This is a genomic window from Paenibacillus sp. ov031 (genome assembly GCF_900143165.1).
GTDB classification, from domain to species: Bacteria; Bacillota; Bacilli; order Paenibacillales; family Paenibacillaceae; genus Paenibacillus; species Paenibacillus marchantiae.
In genome coordinates, this window is sequence record NZ_FRDO01000001.1 from 1,319,036 (window position 1) to 1,344,197 (window position 25,162).

Annotated in this window: 20 protein-coding genes; 17 read left to right on the plus strand and 3 right to left on the minus strand. The window is 46.0% G+C overall.

The window, feature by feature from the left end; translation table 11 throughout:
- Positions 1-74 precede the first annotated feature (74 nt).
- Positions 75-572, minus strand: a complete 498-nt coding sequence (locus BUA17_RS05690; RefSeq protein WP_072732880.1) for a DinB family protein — start codon at positions 570-572, stop codon at positions 75-77.
- Between the two features lie 136 nt (positions 573-708).
- On the opposite strand from BUA17_RS05690, the gene BUA17_RS05695 reads away from it, so the two are divergent.
- The 5 genes from BUA17_RS05695 to BUA17_RS05715 all read left to right on the plus strand — a co-directional run bounded on the left by BUA17_RS05695 (position 709) and on the right by BUA17_RS05715 (position 7,189).
- The gene (locus tag BUA17_RS05695; RefSeq protein WP_072732881.1) at positions 709-1,269 is read left to right on the plus strand and encodes a CGNR zinc finger domain-containing protein; all 561 of its coding nucleotides are present in this window, start codon (positions 709-711) and stop codon (positions 1,267-1,269) included.
- Positions 1,270-1,482: 213 nt separating this feature from the next.
- Positions 1,483-2,859, plus strand: coding sequence for an amidohydrolase family protein (locus tag BUA17_RS05700; RefSeq protein ID WP_072732882.1), 1,377 nt, complete (start codon positions 1,483-1,485; stop codon positions 2,857-2,859).
- 615 nt (positions 2,860-3,474) lie between these two features.
- The gene (locus BUA17_RS05705) at positions 3,475-4,842 is read left to right on the plus strand and encodes a branched-chain amino acid transporter BcaP (RefSeq protein WP_244552116.1); all 1,368 of its coding nucleotides are present in this window, start codon (positions 3,475-3,477) and stop codon (positions 4,840-4,842) included.
- A gap of 313 nt (positions 4,843-5,155) precedes the next feature.
- On the plus strand, positions 5,156-6,229 hold the full coding sequence (locus BUA17_RS05710; RefSeq protein ID WP_072732884.1) for a hypothetical protein: 1,074 nt from the start codon (positions 5,156-5,158) through the stop codon (positions 6,227-6,229).
- A gap of 27 nt (positions 6,230-6,256) precedes the next feature.
- Positions 6,257-7,189 (plus strand): tyrosine-type recombinase/integrase, encoded by a 933-nt coding sequence (locus tag BUA17_RS05715; RefSeq protein WP_072732885.1) that lies wholly within the window; start codon positions 6,257-6,259, stop codon positions 7,187-7,189.
- A gap of 412 nt (positions 7,190-7,601) precedes the next feature.
- Here the strand turns inward: BUA17_RS05715 and BUA17_RS05720 are convergent, their stop codons facing one another.
- Entirely contained in the window at positions 7,602-8,531 is a 930-nt protein-coding gene (locus tag BUA17_RS05720) for an L-lactate dehydrogenase (protein ID WP_063564963.1), read from the minus strand.
- A gap of 312 nt (positions 8,532-8,843) precedes the next feature.
- Here BUA17_RS05720 and BUA17_RS05725 point away from each other — a divergent pair, with 312 nt between their 5' ends.
- The 9 genes from BUA17_RS05725 to BUA17_RS05765 all read left to right on the plus strand — a co-directional run bounded on the left by BUA17_RS05725 (position 8,844) and on the right by BUA17_RS05765 (position 18,257).
- Positions 8,844-10,121 carry a VPS10 domain-containing protein gene (locus BUA17_RS05725; RefSeq protein WP_083584590.1) on the plus strand — a complete coding sequence of 426 codons (1,278 nt, stop codon included), beginning with the start codon at positions 8,844-8,846 and terminating at the stop codon, positions 10,119-10,121.
- Between the two features lie 135 nt (positions 10,122-10,256).
- The gene (locus BUA17_RS05730) at positions 10,257-10,466 is read left to right on the plus strand and encodes a hypothetical protein (protein ID WP_063564961.1); all 210 of its coding nucleotides are present in this window, start codon (positions 10,257-10,259) and stop codon (positions 10,464-10,466) included.
- 358 nt (positions 10,467-10,824) lie between these two features.
- A complete protein-coding gene (locus BUA17_RS05735; protein WP_072732887.1) occupies positions 10,825-11,955 on the plus strand; it encodes a collagen-like protein in 1,131 nt (376 codons plus the stop codon).
- 208 nt (positions 11,956-12,163) lie between these two features.
- Positions 12,164-12,556, plus strand: coding sequence for a DUF2500 domain-containing protein (locus BUA17_RS05740; protein ID WP_062319566.1), 393 nt, complete (start codon positions 12,164-12,166; stop codon positions 12,554-12,556).
- A gap of 183 nt (positions 12,557-12,739) precedes the next feature.
- Positions 12,740-13,489 (plus strand): SDR family NAD(P)-dependent oxidoreductase, encoded by a 750-nt coding sequence (locus BUA17_RS05745; protein WP_063563954.1) that lies wholly within the window; start codon positions 12,740-12,742, stop codon positions 13,487-13,489.
- Between the two features lie 204 nt (positions 13,490-13,693).
- Entirely contained in the window at positions 13,694-15,379 is a 1,686-nt protein-coding gene (locus BUA17_RS05750) for a hypothetical protein (RefSeq protein ID WP_244552078.1), read from the plus strand.
- 158 nt (positions 15,380-15,537) lie between these two features.
- On the plus strand, positions 15,538-15,960 hold the full coding sequence (locus tag BUA17_RS05755; RefSeq protein WP_063563952.1) for a cell wall hydrolase: 423 nt from the start codon (positions 15,538-15,540) through the stop codon (positions 15,958-15,960).
- 108 nt (positions 15,961-16,068) lie between these two features.
- Positions 16,069-16,470, plus strand: coding sequence for a spore coat protein GerQ (gene gerQ / locus BUA17_RS05760; RefSeq protein WP_231952753.1), 402 nt, complete (start codon positions 16,069-16,071; stop codon positions 16,468-16,470).
- Positions 16,471-16,685: 215 nt separating this feature from the next.
- Entirely contained in the window at positions 16,686-18,257 is a 1,572-nt protein-coding gene (locus BUA17_RS05765; RefSeq protein ID WP_072732889.1) for a sigma-70 family RNA polymerase sigma factor, read from the plus strand.
- 165 nt (positions 18,258-18,422) lie between these two features.
- Here BUA17_RS05765 and BUA17_RS05770 read toward each other — a convergent pair whose 3' ends face one another.
- The gene (locus BUA17_RS05770) at positions 18,423-20,279 is read right to left on the minus strand and encodes an alkaline phosphatase (RefSeq protein ID WP_211754037.1); all 1,857 of its coding nucleotides are present in this window, start codon (positions 20,277-20,279) and stop codon (positions 18,423-18,425) included.
- Positions 20,280-20,660: 381 nt separating this feature from the next.
- Here BUA17_RS05770 and BUA17_RS05775 point away from each other — a divergent pair, with 381 nt between their 5' ends.
- The 3 genes from BUA17_RS05775 (at position 20,661) to BUA17_RS05785 (ending at position 25,091) form a co-directional block, all read left to right on the plus strand.
- Positions 20,661-21,977: a hemolysin family protein gene (locus BUA17_RS05775; protein ID WP_063563949.1), complete on the plus strand. Its 1,317-nt coding sequence runs from the start codon at positions 20,661-20,663 to the stop codon at positions 21,975-21,977.
- Positions 21,978-22,135: 158 nt separating this feature from the next.
- Positions 22,136-23,044, plus strand: coding sequence for an ArsR/SmtB family transcription factor (locus BUA17_RS05780; RefSeq protein WP_244552079.1), 909 nt, complete (start codon positions 22,136-22,138; stop codon positions 23,042-23,044).
- 322 nt (positions 23,045-23,366) lie between these two features.
- Positions 23,367-25,091 (plus strand): ABC transporter substrate-binding protein, encoded by a 1,725-nt coding sequence (locus BUA17_RS05785; protein WP_072732891.1) that lies wholly within the window; start codon positions 23,367-23,369, stop codon positions 25,089-25,091.
- Positions 25,092-25,162: the final 71 nt, after the last annotated feature.

Consider the following 25,162-nt stretch of genomic DNA (forward strand, 5'->3'; position numbering starts at 1 on the left):
ATTGTGTATTGAACAAGCTGTAACATTAATAAGTCCATCTTATTCCTGTAAGCGCTAGCAGTTCAAGTGTTTTTTTAGAATATGATATTCCAGCTTCCTTGTTGTCTGCGTAATAATACAATCTGTCCTGCATGATACGCATCGTGGAGTACCCAGCGGGCAAGCTCATGTGCCCATTTTTCATCTGTATCCATGTACGGGGCTTCAAGATCGGATTCTTCTAATGAAGCGAGCTGATCACGAAGCTGTCCGGCTAATTGCGTTGTATTTTGCACAAGTACACTCCAGCCAGCAGTATCAGAAGGGGCGCCCGGATCTCCGAAGGTGGATTCATTGTTTTCGGCAGGTGCACCAGAGGGTGTTGTGCCCTGAATACGACTCAACAAGCGATGATTATAGTAATACATATGGTTAACCAACTGCCAGATGCTTAATCCACCGGATGATGGAACCCAGGCTGCCTGTTCAGCAGTCAGTCCTTCGAGTGCCTTGGATAAAGGCACAATCCAGTTACATTGATCCCAGGTATCATCTTTCTGAATGAGCAATAGTTCTGTTGCTGTTGTAGTCATTGATTTTTCCTCCCTAAAATGAATTCATGGTAACTAGCTAAAGTGCTTAAATGTGGTTACAATTAATATAACCCAAACATGAATGTTTGTAACTATCTTTTTGAATTTAGGTAGTTACATTTTATCGGAGGTACGTATGGATAGACTATGGACTGATTTTGTGAACAGTGATTACCATGACTGGCGTGGTGGGGATCGTTCAGAGGACAAGCTTGGTAAAACCGAATGGCAGCAAGCATTTATCAAACAATGGCAACTGGTTGCACCTGTACCTGCTTCTCCGGAAGAGGAGGGAGCCTTGAGAAACTTTAGAAATGAATTGCAGGCTCTTGCAAGTCGTTTATCTGACGGAAATGCATTATCGAACCAAGACCTGGAATGGCTAAACGCCATGATGAAGGAAGGTCAAGTCATAAGAAAACTGAACGTTGGAGATGAGGGACTTAAGCTTTCACTTATTCCTGTAGGAACTCAATGGAAGCAGGTCATGGCTGAGGTAGCAGCCGATTTTGCCATAACCGTAGTTGAAGGGGATGGGGGAAGGATTCGTATCTGTGACAATACGGATTGTCGTTGGATGTTCTATGACGATACGCGCAGTAGAACCCAGAAGTATTGTGATGACAAGATGTGTGGTAATCTGATGAAGGTTAGAAGATTTAGAGCAAAACAGAAGAAGGATCAGCAGCAAGAGTAAAGTGTATGAGAGTAAGGCGTATGCACAGAGTGATTTGCGTTACTTTTCGACAACCGGGAAATGTTCAATAGGTTTTTTTGTAATCAAAATTGAATGTTTCCATCCTCTTCTATATAATGGTTATATACTTAAAATATTTCAGCTAGTCATTTCATCATCAGAGATTAACATCCGGGATTCAAGCGTATATCCAACAAAAAACAATGATTGGAGATGTGTCTTGTGGGGACAAGTTATCTACTGAAAAATGGTTGTGTATTGTCTATGGATTCGTCGGTAGGTCAGTATAAACGGGCGGACGTTCTTATTGAGGATTCTCTTATAACTGCTATCCGGCCCGACCTGAGTTGTATTGAAGCGGAAGTAATAGATGCATCGGAGATGATCATACTCCCTGGACTTGTAGATACGCACCGGCATGTATGGGAATCACTTGTAAAAACAGCGGGAACCAACTGGTCACTGCCGGTCTATCTGCAGAATCTCTACTATGGAGCGATGGGAAGTAAACTCCGGCCACAAGACAGCTATATCGCTAATTTGCTCGGTTCTTTGGAAGCGCTTAATGCAGGAGTAACCACGGTGCTTGACTGGAGTATGCCGTATTCACCGGAGCATACGGATGAACTGATTCGCGGACTTCAGGATGCGGGTATTCGGTCGGTTTTCGCTTATGGTCTACCGGGTGAGACGCCCTACTGGAACAGAGAGAGCAAGCTGACGTATTCGAATGATGTGAGAAGAGTCAAGGAACAGTATTTTTCTTCACGGGATCAGCTTCTCACGTTCGGCCTTGCAATTCGTGGTCCGGAGTTCAGCCATTGGGATACCACAGTGAAGGAAATTCAGCTTGCCCAAGAGCTTGATGCGATATGTTCAATGCATGTTGGCTTTGGAAGCTGGGGATCCGTAGATCGTTCGATAAGTAAAATGTATGAGGCTGGTTTACTGAGCCCAGGTCTGAACGTCGTACACGGAAATACGATGGATACGGATGAGTATAAAATGTTGGCCGATAGCGGCGCCTCACTGTCCGTCACACCAGAAGTAGAGATGATGATGGGGCATGGGTATCCGGCAACGGGGTACTTCCTTGAAAACGGAGGAACTCCAACGCTCGGAGTCGATGTTGTAACATCGACGGGTGGGGATATGTTCTCCCAGATGAAATTTGCAATTCAAGCTGAACGTTCCCGTGAAAATGAACAACTTTTGCTGCAGGGTGAAATGCCTGGCGAGCTTAATCTGCAATCCAGTCAAGTTCTAAGATTTGCAACTTCTGCTGGGGCGAAGGCTCTGGGACTTGAGCGGAAGATCGGTACACTTACGCCAGGTAAAGAAGCAGATCTGATTATGATCCGAACCACCGATCTTAACTTGTTCCCGGTGCATGATCCGGTTGGAGCCGTCGTTCAATTTGCCAATCCATCCAATGTGGATACCGTGTTTGTAGCAGGTCGGCCGGTGAAGCGCGAAGGCAAGCTGCTGCATGTCGATCTGAACGAGGTTCGGCGGAAGGCTTTGGACAGCAAGGCATATCTGCTATCTCAATATCAGATGTCGGATGCAGAGCGAATTGTATTTTCATAAGTTAGATGATCCGTGTGAGTGAAAGAGTGATTCTCTTCCTGAATGAATAGAGTGGATGTTCTTATCTCGTTTATAGATCTAATAGCGTTACAAGTGATGGGCCGCATACGGATATGCGGCTCTTTGGCGTAGTGTTTATCGTGCAACAGGACAGGGGGAGCAAGGAATAAACCGCAAAAAGAGGCGAAAAGGCACTGTATTTGCTCAGTTGCATGTAACAACGATTTTGTGATGTTTTGGTAAAGAAAAAAGCTATTAAAAAACTGCGCATAATATAAATTATACGCAGTTTTCTTTTAAATCGATTTTCATATTCTCCCCTGTCCAACAGATCATGATAAATTTCGTCTAGAACGCACAAAATATACCTTCATCCGAAAAATAAATTTAACAAAGCAACGCGACAAAGTGTAGAAATCGATAGATTTTTGTAGTTGATCGGTAAGATAGAACAAAGGACTTTTTCATAGAACAGATGACCCAAACAAAATATTTGAAGTAAAGAGACACATTCATCATTTTCAATACGAGAGGAAACTGTGTATGAACCAAAACCAGAATCGATCTTCCCTGTTTAGAAAAAAACCGATTGCCACCGGAGATAACGAAAGCAACATGTTGAATAGGGTTCTGGGTCCGCTTGATCTGATGACCCTCGGGGTAGGTGCGATCATCGGTACGGGTATCTTTGTATTAACTGGTGTTGCTGCCGCAAAATATGCAGGTCCCGGTTTGGTACTTTCTTTTCTGCTGGCAGGTATTATCTGCGCCTTCGCTGCATTGTGTTACTCGGAGTTTGCATCCAGTGTGCCTGCTTCAGGAAGTGCGTATACATATAGCTATACCGCTTTTGGCGAAGTCATTGCCTGGATTCTCGGATGGGATCTTATTCTGGAGTATGGATTTGCGAGTGCGGCTGTTGCCAGCGGATGGTCTGGATATTTTCAAACGTTATTGTCCGGATTCGGGTTGCAATTACCCCATGCGCTCACAAGTGCATTTAGTCCTGAAAAGGGAACCTATTTTGATATCACCGCAGCGGTGATTACGTTAATCATTACATTCCTGCTCACCCGAGGGGTGAAAGAGGCTGCTCGTGCCAACGGAATCATGGTAGCGATTAAAATTATCGTGGTGCTGATCTTTATCGGAGTGGGTGTGTTCTATGTGCAGCCGGATAACTGGCAACCATTCCTTCCGTTTGGCATCTCAGGGGTAACCGCAGGGGCGGCAACGGTATTTTTTGCTTACATTGGTTTCGATGCGGTATCTACGGCTGCGGAAGAAGTGAAACGTCCTCAACGGGACTTGCCAATCGGTATTATTGCATCTCTTGCGATCTGTACCGTGCTTTACATCGTTGTATCGTTGATCCTGACAGGGATTGTACCTTATCACATGCTGAATGTGAGTGATCCGGTTGCCTTTGCCTTTGAATTTGTACAGTTGAAAGGATTGTCCTGGATTGTTTCGCTTGGAGCGATTACGGGAATTACCACTGTATTACTTGTAATGATGTATGGTCAGACACGTTTGCTTTATTCCATGTCAAGAGACGGACTATTGTCTCCGGTGTTCTCCAAAGTCAGTGGCAAAAGCCAAACACCTGCTACAGGTACTTGGGTTGCTGGGATCATCGTCGCTTTATTCTCGGGTTTCATCTCACTTGGCCATCTGGCGGAGTTGACCAACATCGGAACACTGTTTGCTTTCGCGGTGGTAAGTCTGGGGATTATCGTATTGCGAAAAAACAACCCGGAACTCAAAAGGGGATTCCGCGTACCTTTCGTCCCATTGATTCCTATTCTGAGTGCTGTTGGTTGTATGTATCTCATGACACGTCTTGCAGCTCTCACCTGGATTACGTTCTTCGGTTGGTTAATTATTGGTTTAATCATCTACTTTGCCTACGGTCGTCATCACAGTCATTTGAATCCGGCACGGCGTATATCGGACACGTTCAAAACAACAAAGGGGAAATAGCTGTCATAGCTGATTCCTACATTGTAGAGATATCTTGAAAGGTTAGTAAATTAATTTGTCACACTGAAACTATACGTTAATAGAGTCAACTGCATTGTCTCATACTGCATCGCTAAAGCGGCGCGGTATGGGGCTTTTTTTGTGAGAGCAGTTCGAGTAATGCGAAAAAAAGCAGAGATGGATAAGGCTATATTTGGGTATCTAATAAGTAATACATCTATCCTTGTGAGTGGAACCGGGGTTGCGGTCAGGGCAAATATGACATATATTTGGGGGTGTGATATGCCATCAGACATAGGAGAGGGGATGTATCATGAACACACCATTACATACCAATCAACATCACCATAATTCGAATTTCGGTTTTGCATTGGCTGACTCAGCCGTACTTGCCGAGACGAAGCTAATCCTTTCACATCCAGAGGACACAAAACAATTTCAATTGGACATTGATCCGCAGCGCCTTTTGAAGGATGGACGCAAGGTATCGGTTATTGCGCAGTATATGGATACACCGCCGGATAGGCAAGATACCATTATCATATATGGGGAGGAGCTGGGATTTGCACAATATGCAGTTACCCTGCGACCAGACAGTACATGCTCACTCACTCCCATTGAAGGAATAGATCATCCGATCGTATTGAATTTGGGTGACTTTGCAGAAGGGGAGTACGAGCTGCGAATTTCACTGCATGTCAAAACACCCCGCATCGCAGAGGGACCGCTGGAGCCCGAGCAGCATGCCATGGTGAAATACGCTCAGGTGGTAACAGTTGCGATATGTCTGTTTCCAGCCGAAGCTTCGCAGATGAATACAGCGCTTGAAACGGTATGGACACGGGATAATCATGTGTTTGACTCCTACGGCAGTGGTGGCTTTATTCTCGCAGATCTGCCTCGTATGGCGAAACGTGTAGAAAATCTGACCGGTTCTGGAAACCATAATCTGATTGAACAATTCAGTGAGGGTGACCTTTCGGACACCTTGCTTGAGGAAGGTCTCATGGCGATTGCCTGGGGAGTAACACCTTGGTGTTATTCGATATATTCGGCTCCGGATGAACATTCGAGAACTATACTTTCGGTAGACAAGCTGGGTGATGAACCTCAGACCACGGGGATATACCGTGTGCATCCTGAAATTAAACAATTAAGTATCGTGCCGGTAAACGAATTGGCATACTGGCCATCCTGTGCAGAGAAAGCATGGCCTGTAATTGATGTTGCGGGTGAAGGCGAGACGTTGCGTATGGACTTGTATGTTCAGATCTGTGAATCAGTGAATGGACTGCACGAAAATCCACTACCTTCATTTGTACTCACCCGCAGTGAGGGACAACCCGAAGCGATCATTCCACTAATCGATGTCGTAATTGTAGATTAATAAATAGAAGTGTGGTGACGAACACAGATGATGACCGAAGAGATTCAGGAGCAATACGCCGATGAGCTTGAAGCTTTTCATATATGGATGAAAGATGCGGGCTACACGGGACATACGGTAAAATCATACACAGGTGACGTTGCTGAATTTCTCGTCTCTATTCATGGAAAGTCACTGGAGCAGGTCAAAAAACTTCATGTGTTATCCTTCTTGTCCCGGGCGCGGGAAAGAGGGGTCAGTGACTCGACGCGGAATCGGAAACACGCAGCGGTGAACTGTTTTTATAAGTCATTGATTGAGCTTGAATTGGTGACCAATAACCCAGCTTTCGGAATCAAGAAATCCAAAACCGAGCAAAATCGGGCCCCCGTCTTCCTTGATGAAAGCGGTTTGGAACGATTTTTGCAATCGGTTGAGGGTAAGTACCGTACACGAAACCTGGCTATTTTTCTACTCATGGGATACATGGGATTGCGGGTCGGAGAGGTGCATGCCTTGAACTGCAAAGATTATAATGCGGAACGGCGCACACTGGATGTATTCGGTAAGGGCCGGAAATGGCGTACATTGCCTGTGCCTGAGACCGTTGCCGAACTGTTATCCCAGGCTCTTCAGGAGCGGCTGGATCCATGGCGGGCGAAAGAAGAGGCATTATTCGTGTCTCAAAAGGGGAAACGATTGTCGATACGCAGTATTCAGCTTATATCAACCGAAACTTTTGAACGCTTTCAGCAGGAATCAGCCTCCAATCAGCGTGTGAACTATTCCAGTCATAAACTGCGTCACTCATTTGCGACCATGATGCTTAGACGCGGAGCAGATCTGCGAACGGTTCAGGAGCTGTTGGGTCACTCCTCCATTCAAACCACCACAGTGTACACCCACGTAACCAGCCGCGAGAAGGAAGAAGCGATGGCCTTGCTGGATGTCAAACTTCCCGCGTTTGTGGCTGATATGTAAAAGATAAGCTTCGCTTATATAATAGAAGAAAGTAATGATAAAGAAGCTGTCCAAAACGACAGTTTTTTTTTCATTTTGATGGAGTGGATTATTAATACTTTTAATGGAAAATGAGAGGCGATCTGAAATTACAAAATAATTTCGTTTTTATTGTTACAGAATAATTATTATGTAAACTAAAAATCGAAATCAATGTTTACTTTTCTTACCCATATGTGATAGGGTGATAAACTAGCCAGAGAATGACCTTCAATTGAAACTTAACGATATACAACAGTGTAAGCTATTAATAAGACCAAAGGACCACTCGCATCTTGGCAATGAAGATACAGGTGGTCCTTCGGTTATACAACCTTAACGCTATTTACTCATTATAAAATAACGTGATTAGTCAACATGCCTGGAATTGGATTTACTCCAGTCCGGCAATCTGTTCCTTCAATTTGTTGGCAGAGGCTTGGAAAGCGACTTTCTCCGTCTCATTCAAAGGAAGTGGCAGAATCTCGCGCACACCGTTGCGATCAACTACACATGGAACACCCAGATATACATCGGATACGCCATTGTAGTCTTCCAGCAATGTGGAAACGTTCAGTACGGAGCCTTCATTGCCCAGAATGGCAGCCACAATACGGTCCAAAGCGAGCGCAATTGCATAGGAAGTGGCACCTTTGGCATTAATAATCTCATAAGCTGCATTTTTGGTCCGGTCGAAGATATCTTGTTGTGTTTCTTCATCCAGATCCAGATTCGTTCCTGCAACGTTGGCGAGACTCCATACCGGTACTTCGGAATCGCCATGCTCCCCGATAATATGAGCGTGAATACTGCGTGGATCAATTCCTTTGTTTTTACCAATAAGGTAACGGAAACGTGCGCTGTCCAGCAAAGTACCAGAACCAATTACGCGTGAAGCGGGCCAACCGCTTTGTTTCCAAGAAGTATAGGACAAAATATCTACAGGGTTCGTTGCAATCAAAAGAATACCATGGGAATTAACCTCAGTTATACGTTCAATGATCTCTTTGAAAATGCTTGCATTTTTCTTCAGTAGATCAATGCGAGTCTCTCCTGGTTTTTGGGAAGCACCTGCAGTAATAATAATGATGTCTGCGTCTTTGCAGTCGGAGTAATCGCCTGCCCATACTTTAACGCCTCCGGTAAATGGGAGACCGTGGTTCATATCCAGCATTTCGCCGGTAGCCTTATCATGATTCACATCCACAAATACCAACTCGGACGAACGCTGTCTTAACATCAGCGTGTATCCCGTTGTTGTTCCCACCGCACCCATGCCTACAATAACGACACGACTTGGTTTGAGCGCTGCACTGTTTACCATTTTCATATCCTCTCCTTTTTGGGGTATACTTCCATCCATATTAAGGGATAAGCGTGCGAAAAGCGAGCCATGTCTATAAACTTTTTCACATTTCATGTCTTTTTACGGAGGATTTCGTCGAAAACCTGGTTTATGTTTTATACAAGAAACAGATGCAGTAAAATGATCGCTGTCTGCTTCCAGAGAGTGGAGATGAACCTTTTCGACATCGTTTGTGGTAGAATAGGAGCAGTGGATTCAGATGAATCGTAAAAACAACATGAATGGACAGGCATGCGCGCCTGCTTATTGGATGAGAGAGGTGGAAACCACTTGCGTTCGCAATGGATCAAAATCGCGCAGACAGCATTGCTGTCTATCGGTATAGCTGCTATGCTGGCGGCTTGCACCGATTCGGGAGAGACCCCGGTGGCAGAACCGCCGCAGGAGCAAGAAGATAACGGGAATATGGGCCAGACATTAACTGTTGTTCCTCCCGCAAACAGTACACAAGCTGCGGATACAGCCAAATATCAAATTCAGACCCGTTTAACCGATTTCCAGTTGCTTAATGGTAACGGTGGATTAGCGTGGGGAGTGACGCGGAACGCCCTGCGTCTGTATTATACTCAGGATCAGGGAAGTACCTGGACTAACATCTCACCTTCGGAAAATGTTCAGTTTCCGGCTAATCCGCAATATGGACAAAGCATTTATTTTGTAGATAGTACACATGGATGGATTGTTCGTGAAGGAATGGGTGGAACAGATACGATGGTGCTGCGCACGAATAATGGTGGAGCGAGTTGGAGTCTGTCCTCCTTATCGAAGACGGATAAAGTGACGGCCATTACATTTGTTTCTCCTGAGAAAGGCTGGATACTGACAACAGTGGATACTTCCATTGGCAAGCAAGACAAGAAATTGTATCTTACCGAAGATGGCGGTATTACCTGGAATCAGATGACTTCGAGTGACGAAGATGGTAAACCAGCATCTGCAGAGATCCCTACACGGGGTTATTCAACTGGGATGACGTTCTCGGACTCGGATCACGGGTTCTTGACCGCTCTAGAGTTCGGTACGCCGAAATTGTACGTTACAGCGGACGGTGGCCAACATTGGAAGTCGGGCCCGTCATTCTTTGACCGAAACAAATTTAACGGATGTGGTAATTTTAACATCAGCTCGCCACAGTTTTTTGGACGGGAAGCTCAAACTGCCTGGATGTCAATATCCTGTTCTCAAGGGGAAAGCACCAAATTCAACGGGTTTTTCACAACAAATGGCGGAGAGAGCTGGCAGTTATCAACGTTCAGTCTGAATAAACAAACCGGAATCAATCGCGGTCTGACTCCTACATTTCTAAATCCCTTGGAAGGCTGGATCATGCAGAAAGGCAAGACTTATTACACGAAAGATGCCGGCAAGACTTGGAAAGCACTTCCTACAAGTGAAGTACTGGAAAACATTCTTAAAGAGTACCCTGAGATCGTCAAGCTCCAAATGGTTTCTTCGAAACTAGGCTGGATTTTGGTCGAAAATACAGATGCCAAAAGATCACTGTTGCTGCAAACCGTAGACGGCGGTGTGCGTTGGAAAGTACTATAATTGCGTTCGAATAAAACGTCTTAAGAAAGGGAACCTACGGGTTTCTTTTCATTTTAATTACTTTGTGAATTAAATCACAATAAATCCCTTCAAATGATGTTATATTGAATTCAAGAAGAGATGGGAGTGATGAACATGAGAACGAATGAACAAGCTCAATTCACGCAGGCGGACGAGTTAACCAGATACATGCTCCAATTATGCTACACATGTGATGATGCCAACCGTTGTACCACTGAGGAAGAAGTCAAAGCCTGCATGGCGAAGCACGCACAGGCAGATGAACCGGAGCAAGCGGATGGTGAAGAAGTCACTCGCGGATTCATGGATCTGATGTACGCTTAGACTCATAGAAAAAGTGTCAAATGTTCTGAATATGACAGTCCGATTGTTAGGAAACATCTCCAAGCGGGGATGTTTCTTTTTTGAGCGGATTTCCTCTTGATTATGGAATCAAAATCACGAAAGAGATTTATAAGAGAAAGATACATAATTGGTCAAAACATAATAAATCAAAACTATATACTATTACGATCAGAGCCTTTTTTTAATTTTAGTCATCTATAATCGGGCTAATCTACGATGTTAATAGCCTCTTTTTCCTAAATATAGGTTGTAGTTTAGTTGAATATGGTTTTTCGTCCATACACCAAACTAACCACATACGTACGTTAAACTATGTCTATAGGGAGGTGTCCACACGATGAGCAGTTCAGAAGAGAAGAAGCGATCTAAGAGGAAAAAGGTAACGGTATATCCCTGCAAATCTAAAAGAAAAAATTGCAAAGTGAAGGTGACTAAAAAATTAGTTCAGGTAAAATGTCCGCCGCCTAAAGTGAAAATTATTACGCCTACGGTCACTGGTCCAACAGGACCACAAGGTACTCAGGGCGCACAGGGAATTCAAGGACAGCAAGGGGTGCAAGGGGTGCAAGGGCCACCTGGAGCTCAGGGTCCGGCCGGAGGCCCTCCAGGTCCACAAGGTCCTCAAGGTCAACCTGGACCAGCGGGAGCCATGGGTCCACAGGGGCTGGCTGGTCCAGCCGGACCGATGGGCGTGCAGGGTATTCCTGGGGAACAAGGACTTGTGGGTCCACAAGGACCTCAGGGTGTGCCTGGCCCAGCTGGCGCTATTGGACCGCAAGGCTTTCCCGGTGCGACTGGGGCCACGGGCGCAGCTGGAGTGGCAGGTCCAGCAGGTGCCACGGGAGCCACGGGTGTTACAGGAGTGGCGGGTCCAGCGGGGCCTACCGGAGTGACAGGCGCAGCTGGAGTGGCAGGTCCAGCGGGGCCTACCGGAGCGACAGGCGCAGCTGGTGTAGCAGGTCCAACGGGGGTCACCGGAACCACGGGAGTAGCTGGTGTAGCTGGACCAACGGGTGTTACTGGCGCTACAGGAGCAGCCGGAGGGGTTCTGGGATTTGCTGATTTCTTTGCGCTGATGCCTCCAGACAATGCTGCAACGGTTGCTCCGGGCACGGATGTAAGTTTTCCGCAAGATGGACCTACAAGTGGGACTACAATTACTCGTACAGGACCGAGTACATTTAATTTGGCTGCGATCGGTACGTATCTGGTTTTGTTTCAGGGGAGTATGAATGAAGCTGGGCAACTTATGTTAACACTTAATGGCGCTGACCTCTCCAATTCAGTTGTGGGGCGGGCAACAGGTACAAGTCAGATGCCAGGAATGGCTATCGTGCAAACAACAGTAATTAATACAATACTCACTGTACGCAATCCAGCTGGAGAATCAACGGCATTAACCATGACTCCGCTCGCAGGAGGAACAAGGCCAGTTTCGGCACATCTGGTTATTACTCAATTAGCATAGAGAGGGGGTAGGGTACCTCAACTGGGATAACGTTCATTCATCAAGGCGCTATCCCAGTTGGTGCCTAGGATTTGATTAGGACGATTGATATGTTAATACATATTGGATTTGAATACGAATAACAAGTTCCCTGTTAACGTGCATATATATTACAGAAGACGGGTCAAGACTCCGGCTGTCCTAGGTTTGATGAACGGAGGGGAGAGACATGGGCATTGAATCATCCTGGATGTTTGATTTTTTTGGAACCGTCTTTCCGGTAGTATTTGTCCTGATTATAGGTATCGTTCTTCTGTCGGTAGGGAAAGAAGTATGGAGATGGGGTCGTAATAACTCAGAGCCTCTGCTTACCGTACCTTCACGGATTACCAGCAGGAGAATGCAGATGAGTCAGTCGCACTCCGAACCAGGAAGTACAGCCCGTACGCTTTATTACATCACATTTGAAGTGGAGAGCGGGGATCGTCTCGAATTCAAGGTGAATGGTGATGAGTACGGCTTGTGCGCCGAGGGAGATGAAGGTCGACTCTCTTTCAAGGGAACGCGTTATGTAGGCTTTGAACGCTACAATCGTTTGTATTCAGAGCGTGTACGCGGATAAACCGGCTGGCTTGCGCCATAGTGGCGTAAGCTTTTTTTAATTTCTTTTATGGACAAGCGTTTCTTAATGGGGCTAACGTGTTTTTATATAAGAAGAGACTTTATTCAATTTATGGTCCATATTCGGTGAGTTGATGTAGGCTTATGTAATGAATGGACCATCCCAATAGAGGAGGAAATGATGATGTCATTTACAGATCAAGTCGTGGTTGTAACGGGAGCAGCCCAAGGAATCGGACGAAGTGTAGCTGAGGCCTATGCGGTTGCAGGGGCTAAAGTCGTACTTGCCGACTATCAGGAAGCGGAAGGGGCTGCTGCGGCAGCTTCGATTCGCAATGAAGGCGGAGAAGCGATTTTTGTCCAGTGTGATGTACGTCAAGAGAAGGATATAACAAACCTCATTCAAACGACAATGGATGAATTCAAACAGATTGATGTGCTCATAAACAATGCGGGTGTCTCCAGGTGGAAGTCTCCCTATGACCTAACGCTGGAAGAGTGGGACGATATACTCAATACCAATGTGCGAAGTTGCTTTCTCGCAAGCCGTGAAGCGGCCAAACATATGAAGCACAACGAAAATGGTGGAGCAATTGTGAACATGGCCTCAACACGTGCGTTGATGTCAGAGCCGGAAACAGAGGCCTATGCTGCGTCCAAGGGAGCTATCGTGGCGCTGACACATGCGATGGCCGTATCCTTGGGTAAAGACAAAATTCGGGTCAATTGTATCAGTCCGGGATGGATTGAGACAGGAAATGTGGAGAAATTGAAGCCAGAGGACCATGAACAGCACCCGGCAGGACGTGTAGGTGTTCCTTCGGATATCTCCCGCGCTTGTTTATATTTGTCCGATCCGAGCAATACCTTTGTCACAGGGACCAACCTGATTATTGACGGGGGCATGACCCGAAAAATGATATATGAGGACTAGTACCGGGATTTCTCCGGTCAATTGTAAACTTTTGAAAACATAGCAGAAATAAGCCCAAGTTAAGCACTTGGGCTTATTTGTTTTTGGTAACTCGGTTGCTATAATAAATGTGATTTTACCACAGTACAGGAATGGAGGGAGAATATGTTCGGGAACTCATCCCGGAAAGTGTTTTGGCTATTACTGCTGATTGGAGGGATTATAATGACAGGCTTTGAATCTACTGCTGAGGCTGACGCAGATATAAGAGCAGCCTGGGTATGGCAGGCCAAATCTGTCAGTGATGGAGGAAACGAGCTGCTGGACAATGCAGCTAAACATAAGATTAACAGACTGTATGTGAATGTGGATATGAATCTGTCAGAGGATGTCTATCATACGTTTATATCCAAAGCCAGCAAGGCTGGAATTGCGGTTGAAGCTCTGGGTGGAGATCCGTCATGGGCAGTGAGTGGTCGTGAAGGTCCAATGCTCAAACTGGCGTCCTGGGTAAGTAATTATAACCTCGCTGCAAAGCCGGAAGAGCGATTTGACGCCCTTCACCTGGATATCAAACCTTATGTACTGCCACAGTGGAAAGAAGATGCTAAGCCGCTGGTCCAATCCTGGGTTGTCAATATGAAGCTCTTGCTGGAACAGGTGAAACAGGCTGGGGCGGTTGAAGTGAATGTTGACTTGCCTTTTTGGCTTGATTCTTACACGGTGACAGGTAGCAGAACCACTGACGATGCGGATAACGAGTCGTTGTCACACTGGTTTATTGGACAATTTGATCATATTACGCTGCTCGCTTACCGTGACAGCGCGCAAGGAAACAATGGAATTATACGTTTGGTAGAACAGGAAATGATATGGGCTGACGCCAGAAATGGTTCTATTACCGTTGGGGTAAATACCAAGCCTATGCCTGGGGAAGAGTTCACGACGTTTGCCGGAAAAGGCGCTGCGCAATTGGAGAGTGTCATAAAGGAAGTGGCGTCTGCATTCACAGATCATGCTTCCTACGCAGGTTCAGCTGTGCATGACATCGTGTACTGGGGGCAGCTGGAGCCAGAGGAAGTACCATTACCGGAGAATCCATCCAATCAACCGGAAATCCGGGGAACCTATATCTGGCAGGCTTCTCAAGTTACGAATGACGGTGGAGATCACATTCTGGAGTTCGCCAAAGAGCAAAACATCAATTGGTTATACGTCCGGCTTGATTTGGATCAACCGTACTCCAGTTATCGCAGTTTTGTGAAACGCGCACAGGCTCAAGGTATTGAGGTTCATGCCATGGGCGGCCATCCAATCTGGGGTAAAAAGGAAAATCGGCCACGGATACAGCGCTTGATCGATTATGTGAAAAATTATAACGCCGAATCTGAACCGGATGAACGTTTTAAGGGAATCCATCTCGATATTGAACCATACACCTTACCTGAATGGGAAAATGATCGGGATACGCTGCTGACCGAATGGGCTGCCAATATTGCTTATTTCCATGAAGAGACGAAAAAGGACAGCGATCTCGAAACGAGTGCCGATCTGGCCGTTTGGCTGGATACGTTCCCGTTACCAGGAAGAGACATGTCTGTCAGTGAATACATGATCACAACACTGGATCACATATCTCTGATGGCATTCCGTAACATCGCTGAAGGCTCCAATGGAATTGCCGACGTCGTCAGTCAGGAAATGAAAATTGCGGATCGTTTGGGTAAACCACTGTTGATCTCGGTGGAGATGAAAGAGAATTTTGAAGGTAGACATATTTCATTTTATGATAAGGGAGCAGCGGAGATGGAACGCCAGCTGGCACTGCTTCCCGATCTGTTAAGTGAGTATAAAGCCTACAAAGGCAATATCGTACATGCTTACGATTACTGGATTCAAGCCAAGCCCTGAATAGGCAGGTTATATAGGAAATGTTATGTCTCGGGACTTCACATAGGGTGAGGTTCCGGGCTTTTTTTATGAGAAAAGATAAAATCGTGTCACCGAATGGGCATCTGCACAATACGATATACGGTGATGAAGAGGTTCAACAAGGGAGGAAACAGGATATGGCTGTTATTAAAGCCAACTCGGAAGACGTCAAGCTGCTCGCTAGACTGATGAGAGCGGAGGCTGAAGGTGACGGCGAACAAGGCATGCTGCTTGTAGGCAATGTGGGGGTAAACCGGGTGCTCGGCGATTGCTTGGATTTCGGTGATATTCGGGACATTAATCGAATGGTGTTTCAGAACCCGGGTGGCTTCGAATCAACGCAAAAAGGATATTTCTACCAACGGGCAAGACAATCGGAAATACGCTTGGCACAGCGTGTCATTAATGGTGAACGCTTCTGGCCAGCCAGCAACTCCCTGTGGTTTTTCCGTCCGGTGGGAGAATGTCCGCCAACCTGGTATGACCAGCAAAATACAGGCCGCTTCAAGGCGCATTGTTTCTTCAGTCCGACAGGCGAAGACTGTCCAACCGTATATTAAATTTTGGGAGGAATCATTATGATTAACCAGCCTTATCAACCAACACAGGTTATGGGCCAACAGGCCAATTCGCAAGTCCAAGGAACATCATATAAAATCGGTAACGGGATGCCGATGATGTCCCCAACACCAGGCATGGTTTCACCTAGCTCCACAGGCGTACCTCCGCTCGTATCAAGCGGTGCTCCAATGACACCTACGGGTGGAGTTGTAACCACAACTGCGCCACAGTTTGAACAATCCTACATCGAAAATATTTTACGGCTTAACCTGGGTAAATGTGGAACATTCTACATGACATACGAAGGTAACAAAGAGTGGAATGCCCGCATTTTCCAAGGCATTCTGGAAGCCGCTGGTCGTGACCATATCATCATCAGTGACCCGAACAGCGGAAAACGGATCATGCTTCTGATGGTCAATTTCGACTACGCTACATTCGATGAGCCGTTGTTGTATCAATATCCAGGTGTGATCGGAAACTATCCGCAACAACCGAGCAGACGTTAATCTGTAGGAAAAAAAGAACATAATATAATACGGCCATACAGAGGCTGTCTCGATTGCGGATGTTATTCCGCAAACGGGGCAGCTTTTCCTATATGATGATAAAGAGCATAATCAAATAGAAAATTAAACATAAGCAGAAGTAACCTTTTTCTCAAATCAGGGCACTTAAAGATAAATACATCAAGCAGCAAGCGCACAGGAAGGAGCAAAACATATTGAAGATATGGATCGATGGAGCAATCAAGGGCGAAGCCGAGGCATATGAACAGCTGGTGACGCAATTTCGCGGGATGGCACTGGCTGTAGCCTATCAAAAATTAGGGGATACATTCCTGGCCGAAGATGTAGTACAAGAGGCGTTCACGGAGGCCTTTGTGAATTTGTCCAAACTGGACAACCCTGATGCTTTTCCCGGGTGGTTCAAAGTCATCGTGGAGAGACAGTGTTACCGTTTAATGAGGCGTAAGCAGCATGGCACCGTCCCGGTCCTGGAGATTCAGGATGTTATTCAAGAAGAGGATCAGACTCATAACCCTGAAGAACAGGCTTTGAAAGGAGAGGTGCATCGTCTCCTGCGAGATTCGATTTCCATTTTGCCAACTTCCATGCAGCTTGCTGTTGAACTGTTTTATTTTCAGGGCTACTCGCTCAAGGAAATGTCGGAATTCCTCGGGGTTAATGTTCCGGCTCTAAAGAAACGGTTGTATGATGCCAGATCCAGGCTCAGACGTTCATTGCCTGTGGCGGATGTGATTTCAGTATTTAGTGATCTATACGAAGGAGGAAAAGGGATGCTTCACATTATGAATGGTGACCATGCGGCAGATCGATTAAGACAAAGCGGGATTCAAGGTGAAATTCTGGTCTGTCGAGAGCTCTATACATTTGGACCGATAACAAGAAATATGAGGAATGAGAAAGATCGAAGTGGACGTGCACAATATTTGGAGCAGCACTTGGGTATCCCACAGACTGAATATTTGAAAATTAAGGAACTTGAGCAGACGCTTAAGTCATTCCATCAGCACGAAGAGATCGTCCTGTGGTTTGAGTATGACCTCTATGATCAGGCGATGTTATCGTATTTGCTGCACTATTTCAAGGAACAGGACCTGAAAAATACAAAGCTGAATCTGTTATGCATCGATGCCTATCCAGATATTGAACATTTTCGGGGACTTGGGCAACTTACACCCTCACAGATCGGACGTTTATCAGGTACCTGGCATGTGATGGGGGCAGAGGAAATCAAGGCTGGCAGCGATTTTTGGGGTGCGTATGCATCCTCTGACATTCAGGATCACAAGGACTACTTGCTGAAAAATACATCGGTGCTTCCTTTTGCAGATGCTGCATTCAAGGCACACTTGTCCCGTCTTCCTTCTGTATCGAACGGACTGGGCATAATTGAGCAATCCACACTGGAGGCCGTAAGAGAGGGCGTGGATAGCCCTTATCCATTATTCAAGCATGTTGGAGATCAACTGCATATCTTGGGAATGGGTGATCTGGAGTACTGGGCTCATCTGAAGAGAATGACGGAGGAACCTCATGCTTTACTTCAATTAAGCGGTGTACAAGCTTTTCCTAACTTCCAGCAGCATCACGATGAATTCCGTCACGGTGTCTTGTCTTTGACCGAACTCGGTATTCAGGTGCTGAACGGAGAAGCAGATTGGGCACTATTAAGACATGATACATCTTGGATTGGCGGTCTTCAGATTGGCAAAGGGGAAGACACGCCGTGGCGCTGGGACACCGTTAATGGGAACGTAGTGATCCTATAGAGAATAAGTTGGCATCAGAAACAGAATAAAATCAGTAGAAGCAGTAGAGCAAAGCGTTAAGTAAACGTGCTAGCTAATCCTTATTATCCATAAAATCATGAAAAAAGAGTATCCCGCCATGCCTGAGCATGAGCTAGGATACTCTTTTGTTAGTTCACCGTTGTGCTACTTGGACGCATCCAACTTCAATGCAGTTACCATCTTACGGAACACATCCGTATTATCGAGATAGCCGGAGAACAGACGGGACCCTGGTCCCGAGGCATTGATTGGCACATCGTCGAATGTGTGGACTTCCTGGCCTTCATCATGAGGCAAGTTACCCGTGTAGTGAACACCGTCCGGATCTTTGTCCGGGTTAGCGATATACCATGTTTTGTCTTTGACGTTAGGGTCCTGAATGGTAGGGCTGATTGGTACCGGATTAGCAAGATAGTCCTCGTTGTTATCCGGCATATTGCCCCAGCCGACAGCAATCTTCCACTCGGAATCCGGATTATCCGGGAAGCCATCTCCGTTTGCATCCACATACGTCGGGAACTTGGAATCAGCATATGTGCCGATCAATTCACGGAGTTCGTCGCCCGATTTACCTTTGGCGGCTTCCGTGTTATACGTTCCGTTGAGGGTAAGGGAATGACCATGGTCGGATGTGACGATAACGAGCGTATCCGGGTGTTTCTTCGCATATTCCTTAACCCGACCAACCGTTTGATCGAATTCAATTGCATCCCATACGGAACGTTCAAAATCCATCGTGTGAGCCTGTTTATCAATTGATGCGCCTTCAACCATCAGGAAAAATCCATTCTTGTTCTGTTCCAGCACCTGAAGGGCTGTGTCGGTCATTTCCATCAACGTTGGCTGATCGGTATCCTTGCCCACAATTTCTGCATTGTTAGGTTGAGTATACTCCCGGTCATAATATACGTTCATGTTGCCTTTGCGGAATAATCCAAGCAATGATTTGGTAGAGGCAGACTTGTCCAGATTCGTTGCATCTGTAACATAGGTATATCCTTCTTTTTTGAACTCCTCCACAATATTGCGTCCATCTTTGCGTTTTCCGCCATCAGCTGCTGGAAGGAACCACTCCAGTCCACCGCCCAGAATTACATCCGGTCGATTGGCTTCATTCAGATACATGCCGGCGATCGCTTCTTGCTCTCCGCGCTTACGTGTATGTACAGCCATCGCAGCAGGTGTCGCATCTGTCACATCCGCAGTCGTTACAAGGCCGGTAGCCATGCCACGTGTCCGTTTCACCAGCTCAACGATGTTTTCCACCTTCGGATCGTCAAAAGGGTCTGGTGTATTGTCTGGGTAGACACCCTCGGCATTTACAGCTGTTTTGTGACCGGTTGCATAAGCGGAAGCACTATTGGCGGAATCGGTAACGATGGAATCCATGCCAGACGTGGTGACCATGCCCATGGCGTCCATTTGTTCCATCTCCAGCCAACCCTTGAATTTGCCTTCGTTAATACCCTTGGATACAACACGTGCGGCGGTACGAATATTGGCACTCATGCCATCGCCGATCATCAGAACGACATTTTTGGCTTGCTCACCGTTTGTCAGTGTGGCTGTGTCTTTGGAAGGATCGAACACTTGGTATACGACCCGTGAATATGTACGCTTGCCTGTAGCAGTTGTCTCGGCGGTTACCACAATGGAATCGCTCTCTTTGAAGGCAACATCCCGTATGGTGTATTCTGTACTCAGGTCGGTGCTGGTTGTCCATGTTCCGGACTTGCCGAAGTATTTGTCCGGTGACAAACCATTAACCTGGATTTTAATGTCTTTCGAATTCAGCTTGGCACCGTTCAGCTCAACCCGGAAATCCAGCTTTTGGCCTGCGAGAATCTGAGCACGGTCGATAGGTAAAATGGTAAATGCGGCCTGGGCCGTCTGTAGCTGGGCAGATACGGGTTCAGCGTTGACCTGCCAGGGCACTGCTGTGATCGCAACAGCCGCGCTGAGTAGTAGAGCATTCCATTTCATAGCATGATGGCTTTTCAATGTACATACCTCCGGAATCAAAAATTGTTGTTCTATTTGGAAGTATATCGCTGAATGATTAACTGAGCGTAAGAGAAAAGTTAAACCGTACGCAAGAAGATGCATATATTTGTTAGTAAAACGTAAAAAAAACTGCGCATTCGGTACATTTGTTAACGAAATAGCCTGTATGCATCATTTCGTTGTCATAGGACACGGATTGACTGTGTAGTGTAGAATTATATAATAAAAGAAGCATATCCTTGTTATTCTACAGAAGAAGGTGGAGGTGAACGCATTGGGAAGTTGAAACTGCATATGAGCGGCAGAATGGCAAATATCCTACATTTTCGAAGGAGGTGGACCTATTTGCCGAAGAATGACGGCGAATAGGATGATAATTTGAGTGACCCCTTACCGAGTATATTAAATTTATTTTTAATTGCTTTGCTTGTATTGATGAATGGTTTCTTTGTCTCGGCAGAATTCGCGATGGTCAAAGTTCGTGGTAGCCGGATTGAAGCTTTGGTGGAAACAGGTAATAAAAATGCGATTTATGCTTCCAATATTGTACGCAACATGGATGCTTATCTATCCGCGTGTCAATTGGGCATAACGCTCGCTTCACTTGGACTCGGTTGGCTAGGAGAGCCAGCGATTGCTCACCTGTTAGAGCCCATGTTTACTGCGTTTGGAATGGGGCCGGTATACGTACACGGTATTTCCATTGCGATTGCTTTTGTTATTATTACGATTTTGCATATTGTACTCGGGGAACTTGCTCCCAAGACGATGGCCATCCGCAAATCAGAGACGATCACGTTATGGTCTGCGGCGTTGCTTACGTTCTTTTACAAATTAATGTATCCCTTTATATGGGCATTGAATGGTATGGCGAACAGCCTGCTGAGAGTGTTTCGCATGGCACCGGCCTCGGAGCATGACTCAGCGCATAGTGAAGATGAAATACGCATTCTGATGAAAGAAAGCAATAAGAGCGGTTTAATTGACAATACTGAATTGGCACTTGTTGATAATATATTTGATTTTACGGCAACAACCGCCCGTGAAATTATGATTCCGCGGACGGAAATGATCTGCCTGAATGCCAATCAGTCCATGCTGGAAAATCTGGAAATTGCCAGTGAAAGCATGCGTACCCGTTATCCGGTTTATAACGGTGACAAAGACCATATTATCGGTTTTATTCACATTAAAGACCTGATGCGATCTCAGCTTACAGATACCATCTCGGTGATTCGGCCGATTCTCGCAGTACCCGATTCCACTCCCATCAGTGACCTGCTCAAGCGGATGCAACGTAGCAAGACACAGATTGCCATCCTGATTGATGAGTACGGAGGAACCTCCGGCCTTGTAACGCTTGAAGACATCATGGAAGAGATTGTGGGCGAGATTCAGGACGAATTTGACCAAGAGCGTCCATCAATTGAGAAAGTGGATGAGATGGAATATTCCATTGACGGCCTCATGCTGATTGAAGAGGTTAGTGAACGCTTTGGGCTGGATATGGACCGGGCAGATTATGATACGATTGGCGGCTGGTTATACTCCAGAGTAGAGGCCATCCCACCAGAAGTGGGGCAATCGGTAGAGTATGGTGGATATGTCTTTGTTATTCAAGAGACCGAACATAAGCGGATTTCACGTGTGAATGTGATTAAGCTGGAACTGATGGTTGAAGGCGAAGGAGCCTGATTCAAGGTATTATTTTTGGAGACAGGAGATCCGGTCTATTGAGAAGCCGTACGGTGGAATATTTCACTGTGCGGCTTTTTGTTTACCCTATAATCGTAGCATGCACGGCTGCAAACAGGGTATAATGGAACGACTTTGCAAGATAGGAGAGGTTGAGATTGAGCTATCGCATTGAGGTTGGATTTACGTCTGTATTTGAATTCATGGCTAGTTTGCATACATATATTTGCCGAAAATCGCATAAAAAGATTGATTTATCCATAGCCTGGGCGCTAGAAACAGAAGGACAGCTAACTCCTGAGCTTGCTGCTGTCTTGCAAAATATGAACGTGGATGATGATTGGAAATGGATGTATCTGCTTGTCTGTTTGCAAGTGGAAGCGGAGGAGCCGGAGGATTTTATTGAATGGTTCAGCCAACGAACAGTGCTTGAACTCCATGACATTTTTAGTCGGTACAGCTTCCCGTATACAGATGATATCGCTGCTTTCCAGACTAAGATGACCTATGTCTTAACCGGGTGGAATGAGCAATATTTTCGCTTGCTTGATCCCGTAATCTTACAACATCTGCGCCAGGAGGTTCTGAACCGCAAGGAACAGTTAAGTCAATCTCCCCAGGAAAAAGTACTCGACGATGCGACCAACGGTTTGATGTTCCGTGACATAAAGGGGTTGGAGAGACTGCTGCTTGTACCACAATTTCATTTTCAGCCGCTAAATGTCATCCTGCATTTTGGGGATACTCTGCTGTGCCATTATTCCTCCAGATTGTATATGGGAGACCATGAGTATATTCCGACCCATCATTTGCGTGTGATTCGCAGCTTGGGAGAGAAGAACCGACTGAAAATCATGCGTTTTCTGCATCAGGGACCGCGTTCGTTCATAGAAATTGTTCGTCACTTGAAGCTCTCCAAAGGAATTACTCATGACCATCTTTCCAAGCTTCGTGGAGCAGGGTTGGTCTATGCTCATTTTGAAGGAGAGAGCCTGGTTGAGTATTCACTTCGTCTTCATGCACTGGAGCAAATTTTACCGAATGTCATGAATTATTTGGAGCAATAACGTTTATCAAAATGTGGTTTTTAGAAAAAAAGTATTCCTCTGATGCAGCCGTATGTTTGTTGTGGACGAACTGAAATTTATTCAGGAAATCCGCGCAAAACATACGGCTATTTTATCGCTTTAAAGTGGATATTAATGGGTTTAATATAAATATTTTTTTGTGGTTCTCTATTTACAGAACCGAATGAGGTTCTTATAATAGGGCTTATCGAACTTATACCTTACTAATTTCATAGGAATTATATATATTCTGGATTATTTCGGGAATTAGGAACGGCTGAGCGAGAAAAATATGGATCATTTATGAATTGGGGAGGATTTTATGAGAGTGAAAGGTTTATCTGTGGCATCGTTAATTATCAGTAGTGCAATTGTGTTATCGGCATGTGCTGGAGGTGGGGGAGCAGAGACCACTACTGCTGGAAGCGGGACAACGAATCCGGGTACACAAGCCACTCCGGTTTCAGCAGCACTGGATGCACCATTTCAGGCGACGGACTTGAATCAATTACCTGAGACGGCAAAAAAACGGACGGATACGGTGATTGTGGGACTTACGGATCCCAGCGGGGCTTTCACACCGTACTTCCATCAGAGCGGATATGATGGCAACGTTGCTTCATTGCTTTTTGCTTCGCTCGTGACCGTAGATGAGAAGGGATTGCCTGTTCCTGATCTCGCTGAAAGCTGGGATGTGTCCGACGATCAGCGTACATACACGTTTCATCTGAGAAAAGATTCCAAGTTCAGTGACGGTTCCCCGCTCACCGCAGATGATATTGCTTTTACATGGACCATTCTGCATGACAAGTCGTATGACGGTGGATTCGATATTTTCTCCACCAAGGTGAAAGGCGGCAAAGCGTATACCGAAGGAAAGGCAGATCACATTGAGGGTATTAAGGTCATTGATCCGTTAACGATCTCGGTCACGCTGGAACAACCCAACGCAACTGCTCTGCTTACATTGGGCTCTGAAGTGTTGTCCAAAGCCTACTACGGCAAAGACTATCAATTCGGCAAACTCGAATACATTAAAAATCTTCATGCAACACCTGTAGGTAATGGCCCTTATAAACTCGAAAAGTTCATTCCGGGTCAGGAAGTGCGATTCGTTGCCAACGAATTCTACTACAAGGGCAAACCGAAAACCGAGCACTTCATATATAAAACATCGGAAGGAGACACCTGGCAGTTTATTGAGACCGGAGAGATCGACTTCACTTCGTTCACGGCTACCCAGGAGAATATCGATAAGCTGAAAAATATCCCATACCTTAACCTTCTACCTTACACACCAAGTACATACGGATATTTACAGCTTAATCTGGAGCATGAACAGCTTCAGGAAAAAGAAGTACGGCAAGCCATCACCTATGGCCTGGATCGTCAGTCCATCTATGTGGACGCCAACCAAGGGGCAGGGGCTGTTGCCAACATCCCGACTTCACCTATTTCCTGGTCATATACGGAGGAAGGTATTAATCCATACGCCTATGATCCGGACAAAGCCAATCAATTGCTAGATGATGCAGGGTGGGTGCCTGGAGCCGATGGCATCCGTGAGAAAAACGGGAAGAAGTTGTCCCTGCATTTCCTCGGAACGAAGAGTCCGGCCACGGATATCTTCATTGCGGTGGCCAAAGAAAACTTTGAAGCGATTGGCGTGCAGTTCCAGCCGGAAGTCTTCGCGGATTTCAACTCACTTGTATCCAAAGTAGAGGGCGGCGATTATGACGTGGCTTCCTTCTCTACACCGATGTTAACGGATCCTTCGGACGGGGTACTGCAATTTGTGGATGGCGAGCTGAAGGGCTACGACAATCCCAAAGTGAAAGAGCTGTACAACAAAGGTCTGGCTACGACAGACATTGAGGAACGTAAGGCAGTATACAAAGAGCTGTATCAGTTGCTCAACGATGAGCTGCCTGTCATTTTCACCAGTTACAAAAAAACAGTCTATGCCTATAACGGTCGGATCGATGGGCTCTCTGTCAGTCCATACCGCGGGATTGCAACCAGCTTGCCGGAATGGTCTCTGAAATAAGCAGTGGTATGAATCAAGAAACATCCATACCGAAATAAACAAAACGTCCCTTGTGTTTGCGATGTCGCAGA